The organism is Macrococcus brunensis (assembly GCF_004359615.1).
GTDB lineage: Bacteria > Bacillota > Bacilli > Staphylococcales > Staphylococcaceae > Macrococcus > Macrococcus brunensis.
In genome coordinates this window covers 36,665-43,084 of the sequence record NZ_SCWA01000017.1, presented here as the reverse complement: position 1 = coordinate 43,084, position 6,420 = coordinate 36,665, and the positions used below count along the sequence as shown (strand labels likewise).

Below are 6,420 nucleotides of genomic sequence, written 5' to 3'. Positions count from 1 at the left end.
TGACCATCTGTAATTTGAATTCTGGACTGAAACTTCTTCTTTCACGTGACATAAATAAATCGCCTACTTTCTTAGATTAACAATATCTATTCACATAGAAATTGTCCAACTAAGTGTAGACGATTCAGATCTTTACCCTTATTGCATGAGATTTTTTAATATAATTTATTTTTAGTGTCTTACATAATGGTGATTAACCTCATCATTTATGATACGCTTGCCCTTTCATTATCCTATAAGCTCTATACACCTGCTCGAGCAGTATGACTTTCATCATCTGGTGAGGGAAGGTCATTTTACTGAAGGAGAGTTTGTAGTTGGATCTTGCGCTGACGCTGTCGTGCAGACCGTTTGAGCCGCCGATGATGAAGGTTAGGTGACTTTTGCCCATGTTCATGTTGTTCTCGATATGTTCGGACAGTTCAACTGAATCGAGTTGTTTGCCCAGGATTTCTAGTGTATAGACGTAGCTGTCATCTTTGATTTTTGATAGAATACGCTCCGCTTCTTTCTTCCGCGCGATTTCGATATCCTTGTCACTCATATTGTCCGTATCTTTCTCATCCTGCACTTCTATGAGTTCCATCTTCGTATAAGCACCGAGTCGTTTGACGTATTCATCCACCGCCTGCTTCCAGTACTTCTCTTTCAACTTACCCACACTTATAATTGTAATCTTCATCTATATTCATCCTCATTGTATGATTTATTCGAGTTATCCACATGTTATTAACTTATACACATTTCACAACCCTTATTTTATCGTATCTTCTCTTTTTCCGCTCTCTTTCTTCCATTTTTTTATGCATAAACATAAAAAAAGATGCCTTATTTCTAAGACATCTTATACAATTGTGGATAACTTCTTTTCTATCCACAAAGTTATTCACTGTTATCCACATTTCTAGTGGAGTTAATGAAAAGTGTGTAAATTAGAGTTCATAAAGCTTTGTTGCCACTTCTTTATCCGTATCATGCAGCGTGACATCATTTTTTGTATCGATATCATGCTCATTTAATACCTGTTCCACACTCATGCGGGCTAAATCCTTCAGATTATTGTCGCGTGATAAGTGAGAGAGATAGATACGTTTCGTCGAGCCTGTAATGACTTCACGCATCGCATATGCTGCATCCTCATTTGAGACGTGTCCCATATCACTTAATATACGCTGTTTGGTTTTCCACGGATAACGGCCCATTCTCAGCATATCGACATCATGATTGCTCTCAAAGACGAAACAGTCACTGCCGTGTATCATGCCTTTCATGCGGTCAGAAACGTAGCCGGTATCTGTGATCATCGTCAGCTTCTTGTAGTCATTGTGAAAGATATAGAACTGCGGGTCTATCGCGTCATGTGACACATTAAAGGATTCGATATCAAAGCCTGCGATACTTTTCGTTTCGTATGGATTGAAAATCATCTTCTGGTCCTGCGGGATATTTTTATCTGCCCGTTCTATTGCTTTCCATGTGTTTTCGTTTGCATAGACTGGTATTTTGTACTTTCTTGCTAACACACCGAGTCCTTTGATGTGGTCGATATGTTCATGGGTGACGAGGATGCCATCCAGGTCTTCTATTTTGCGGTCAATCTGGCTGAAAAGGTCGACCATCTTCTTACCTGATAAGCCGACGTCTACTAATAATGAACCTTTGTCACTTTCGACGTAAGTTGCATTACCTGTTGAGCCACTTGCCAGTACTGACATTTTAATCATTGATATCACTCTCTTTATTACTTCAGTATAGGTTCCTGCGGATTCAGTGCATCCACATAGAACGTCTCACGCTTGCCGTTCTTATGAAGAACTGCAACTTGCCATGTCGGTTTGAGTACTTGTCCTTCTATATTCGGTACGACGGAATAATAGCCCAGGCGGACCGCCGTAATCTCGTCTCCTGCTTTCAATTCATTCTGATAATACAGAACCTCAAGTGCACGTCTTGGTTCAACGACTTGTTTCTTCTTGTTATTGTTACCGATGCCTTCCTGCAGGTTCTCGATATAGGACTGCTCATAGCTATAGGCTTCCTGGTTATCATTATAATTCACCACGACTTTTGCCGTATCATTGCTCAGTATGGGATACTTGTTAAAAGTCTGCTCGTAGAGTATACGTTTATTGATGCGGTCAATGCCGCTCAGAATATATTCAGTTCCTCTATAAGGGACTGTTGCCATAAAGATATTCAGGTCTTCCATGATGGCATCCGGCTCTATCGCGCTGAGAGGCAGATTGGTCGCGATACGGTCTTTGATGACTTTATCTTTAACGACAGTATTACTGCGTGTGGTATTTGTTGCTTCGAACTTCTTGCTGCGACCCGATAAGTAGTTCAGTTTGACGCCTTCTGACGGTGGCAGTTCTTTCGGTAACTTGATATTCTCTTTCTCAAAAGACAGCACTTTTTCATTGGCGATATCTATCTGGTTGGAGCGTTCGACTTTCTGATAGTACAGCACACCAAGACAGATATTGATAATCAGGAAGACGAAGATAAACAGTGAACTTGCTTGTTTCCAATCCACTACTTCAGCCTCCCATTCTCATATTTCAGCCATTGATTGTCATATTCAATATACCAGTAAGGTTCAAACAGCAGATTAGCCTGTATTTCACTGTCTGCTGATTTTTTCATCTCATAGCCAATCAGCATGTTCGTGATTTTATCGAAACGATATTCCTTTGAAGAAGCAAGTCTGTAACGAACGCTTTCTGCACTCGGCAGTTTCTCTACTTCCTGGGTCGACGGCACTGCGACACTTGTCGATAACAGTCCCCGTCGATATTCATATTGATCATCTTTACCCCAGATGACTGAGATATTGGAAAGTCCCGTGTCATTAAAGACAGGTCTGCCTCCTAGATACATCTGATAATCAATCATTCTATTATCATCATTGATATCAAACAGTCGATAATCATCTGTGAAGCCGCCGTGACTACTGATGAACTTGAATGATTTAACCAGTATATCACGCGGGGCGGCCTTAACTGAATCCGCTTCTGATAAATTGTTATATTTATAGATGTCACTGTCATTGACAGAGACGATACCTGTATTACTGAAATACGTCGTACTCTCTTTTCTGTCACGCTCAATGATATTATCCTGATCATCCAGTACAGCATCGTTAATATCCTTGACATTGATACGATCCGCTATATATCGATAAGCTTTAACGCTGTCCGCTTCTTCCGGGATATAGAGCTGCATCTTATCGCTGGATGTCAATTCATTTGTAACAAGACTTGTATAGTTTACCATAGACTTGCGTTCTTGTTGCAACATCTTATTGAATGTCTGACTCTTCGCATCCGTCTCTATCTTCAGTACTTTTGTTTTGCCGATCAGATAAATATTGACGTTCGTGCGGCTTTCGCTATCAATCATCAAGCGCTTAAAAGTATACTTATCTTCCGATTTATAGTTCATATCTAATATATTTGTCACGTACATGGTCTGAGGGATATCAACAGTAAAATCAAATAACGTAAAACGGTTACCGATATTTTCCGCCTGAAATTTACCGTTATTATCAATCAGATAAGCGGACTGAATATGACTTTCGCTTAAAAAATTAGTCATTTCTATAATCAGATGACTTTCTGTCGTTCCTTTGATATTACCTTCATTGTATGAGACCACCTGATAGGGCATATAGATATTCTTGATATTATCAATAAATCTAGGACCGATTGTTTTCTTTTCAACGACCGCTGTGTCTACATTGGTCAGCTGAGGCTTAAAGTTCCATATCAGATAGGTCAGCACCATACTCGTGCAGACCAGAATAATCAGTATGAGACTTTTAATGATGTTCTTATACATCCCAATCACCATCATCTAAGACTTCACAAGGCAATGTGATATACACAGATGTACCCTGATTTTCCTGGCTGTTCGCCCAGATACGTCCGTTATGCGCTTCTACAATTTCTTTACTGATGGCAAGACCTAGACCTGTTCCGCCCATCGTACGTGTTCTTGCTTTATCGACCCGGAAGAAGCGGTCAAAAATCTTGTCGACTTTGTTTCTTGGAATACCGATACCATTATCTTTAATCTGAATGGTCATCCGGTTAAATAACATGTTTTGTTTCACATGAAATTCAACACGTTTTTTCCCTTTTGAGTACTTGAGCGCATTAGAGATAACGTTATCAAATACTTGCGTCATCTTGTCGGGGTCGATTTCTACAAAGATACCTGCTTTCGGGATATCACGGATAAATGTCGCTGATTTGCCTTCACTCATCTCAAAACGATTGATGATTTTATGGATGAACATATTAAAATCAATTAGTTCGCGGTTAATGTTTTCATTAGAGTTGTCCATTTTAGAGAGTTGCAGCAGGTCATTGACGAGACGAATCATGCGGTCCGTCTCTTCTCGTGTCACGCTCAGGAACTGGGGCGCCAGTTCAGGATTCTGCCAGGCACCTTCTTCGAGCGCCTCGATATAGCTGCGCATAGATGTCAGCGGCGTCCGTAGTTCGTGCGAAACGTTTGCGACGAACTCACGACGTTCATTTTCGACATGATGCTGTTCGGTCACGTCATGGAGTACAGCGATATAACCTGTGATAAAGCCTGTCTCCTGAATAATCGTCGAGAAACTGGCACGGACAATCAATGGATACTCACCTGCGATATCAATGATGACGCCTCCACTATTCTCCTGCAATTCTTCCAAAGAATAATGTTCCTCCATCTTAAGTACATCCAGTACATGACGGCCCTCTATATCATCCTGATTGACGGCCAGCATGCGCAGCGCCATATCATTGACAATACGCACACGTCCCCTTCTATCAGTGGCAATAACCCCATCTGACATATGGGTGATAACAGAAGCCAGACGCCGTTTTTCACTTTCTGTATTCGCCTGAGCTTCCTGTACTCTTTTCGCGAGGTTGTTGAAAGTCAGAGCCAGTTCACCAATTTCATCACTGCCGTATACTTTAACACGGTTCGTATAATTCCCTTTTGACATCTCGAGCGCCTGATTCCGCATATCTGAGATCGGTTTAGTAATGGTTCTGGCAATAAAGAAGCCGAGAAGTGCGGTAATAAGAAGGGACAAACCTGTCCCGATAATGAAGATCTGGTTGATTTTATCGAGCTGCTGATAAACAGTCTCGATACTCGATTCAACGTGAATAACACCTACCACTTCATTATTCACTTTAATCGTTTCATTTTTAACCCAGACACGCTTCTTACTCGTGCCTTCTTCTTTTAACTGAATCTGGTCATTGCTCTGGCCAAGCGACAACGCTTTTTGTATTTGTGTATCTTTATTTTTCTGGTCAATGGAGACATTATCAGAGACTTTGCTCGTCGCGATGATCAGCTCATTCGTATTGATAAAACGGATTTCATCTATATCTGAGCGTGCCTCACCCACACCGGAGCGCGAAGTATAATCATCGATAATCGACTGAATCTTTCGCTCTGTATTGTCGTCATTATTTTCTTTATATGTTTCGTTAATATCATAAGCAACTTGCTTCACTTGTCGTTCTACATTGTCCTTGAAGTTTTCAGTCAGCTCTTTTTCCAGATTATTCGTGAAATAGAGCCCGATAATCTGCATGCCGATAATAATCAGCAGAACATAGACGACAACGAGCTTGATATGCAGAGATTGCAGTTTCTTAATGAAAGACTGGATGTATTTCATTATTTATCCTGTACTTGTAAGAAATAACCGACACCGCGTCTTGTCACGATGTATTCAGGATGTGAAGCATCATCTTCAATCTTTTCTCTGAGTCTTCGGATGGTCACATCAACTGTTCTTACATCTCCAAAATAATCATAGCCCCATACTGTCTGCAAGAGATGTTCGCGGGTCATGACCTGGCCGATATGTCGTGCCAGATAATGGAAGAGTTCAAATTCACGATGTGTCAGTTCGATACTGACGCCACGCTTTTTGATAGAATAAGCATCCGGATAAACCGTGATGTCTTTGATGACGATATCATTTGTTTCTTCTTTTTCTTCAGACTGTGCTTGTGTATAGTGACGACGTAAATTTGCCTTCACACGAGCAATCAGTTCACGTGTACTGAATGGTTTGGTAACATAGTCATCTGCTCCAAGTTCCAGTCCAAGTACTTTATCAATTTCTGAGTCTTTCGCTGTCAGCATAATAATCGGCATATCATACTTCTTACGGACTTCACGGCAGACTTCCATACCGTCACGCCCTGGCAGCATGATATCCAGCAGCACAATGTCCGGCTGTACTTCATAGATCAGTTCGACAGCATCATCACCATCATAAGCGACATGGACATCATAGCCTTCTTTTTTCAAATTAAATTCAAGAATATCCGCAATCGGTTTTTCGTCATCTACAACGACTATTTTACGAGCCATAGGTAACCTCTTCTCTTTAAA

The 6,420-nt window shown here is 40.9% G+C and carries 6 protein-coding genes; all 6 read right to left on the bottom strand.

Features of this window, described 5'->3' with window-relative positions:
• Positions 1-202 precede the first annotated feature (202 nt).
• The 6 genes from rlmH to yycF all read right to left on the bottom strand — a co-directional run bounded on the left by rlmH (position 203) and on the right by yycF (position 6,399).
• A complete protein-coding gene (gene rlmH, locus ERX27_RS09145; protein ID WP_133432533.1) occupies positions 203-682 on the bottom strand; it encodes a 23S rRNA (pseudouridine(1915)-N(3))-methyltransferase RlmH in 480 nt (159 codons plus the stop codon).
• A gap of 250 nt (positions 683-932) precedes the next feature.
• Positions 933-1,724, bottom strand: coding sequence for an MBL fold metallo-hydrolase (locus tag ERX27_RS09140; RefSeq protein ID WP_133432532.1), 792 nt, complete (start codon positions 1,722-1,724; stop codon positions 933-935).
• A 17-nt stretch (positions 1,725-1,741) separates the two neighbouring features.
• Entirely contained in the window at positions 1,742-2,536 is a 795-nt protein-coding gene (locus ERX27_RS09135; RefSeq protein WP_133432531.1) for a two-component system regulatory protein YycI, read from the bottom strand.
• Positions 2,536-3,840 carry a YycH family regulatory protein gene (locus ERX27_RS09130; protein WP_165983140.1) on the bottom strand — a complete coding sequence of 435 codons (1,305 nt, stop codon included), beginning with the start codon at positions 3,838-3,840 and terminating at the stop codon, positions 2,536-2,538. The genes ERX27_RS09135 and ERX27_RS09130 overlap by 1 nt, the downstream gene beginning before the upstream one ends.
• Positions 3,833-5,695, bottom strand: coding sequence for a cell wall metabolism sensor histidine kinase WalK (walK, locus tag ERX27_RS09125; protein WP_133432529.1), 1,863 nt, complete (start codon positions 5,693-5,695; stop codon positions 3,833-3,835). The genes ERX27_RS09130 and walK overlap by 8 nt, the downstream gene beginning before the upstream one ends.
• Complete coding sequence (gene yycF / locus ERX27_RS09120; RefSeq protein WP_133432528.1) at positions 5,695-6,399, bottom strand: response regulator YycF; 705 nt, start codon at positions 6,397-6,399, stop codon at positions 5,695-5,697. Before yycF ends, walK begins: the two co-directional genes overlap by 1 nt.
• Positions 6,400-6,420: the final 21 nt, after the last annotated feature.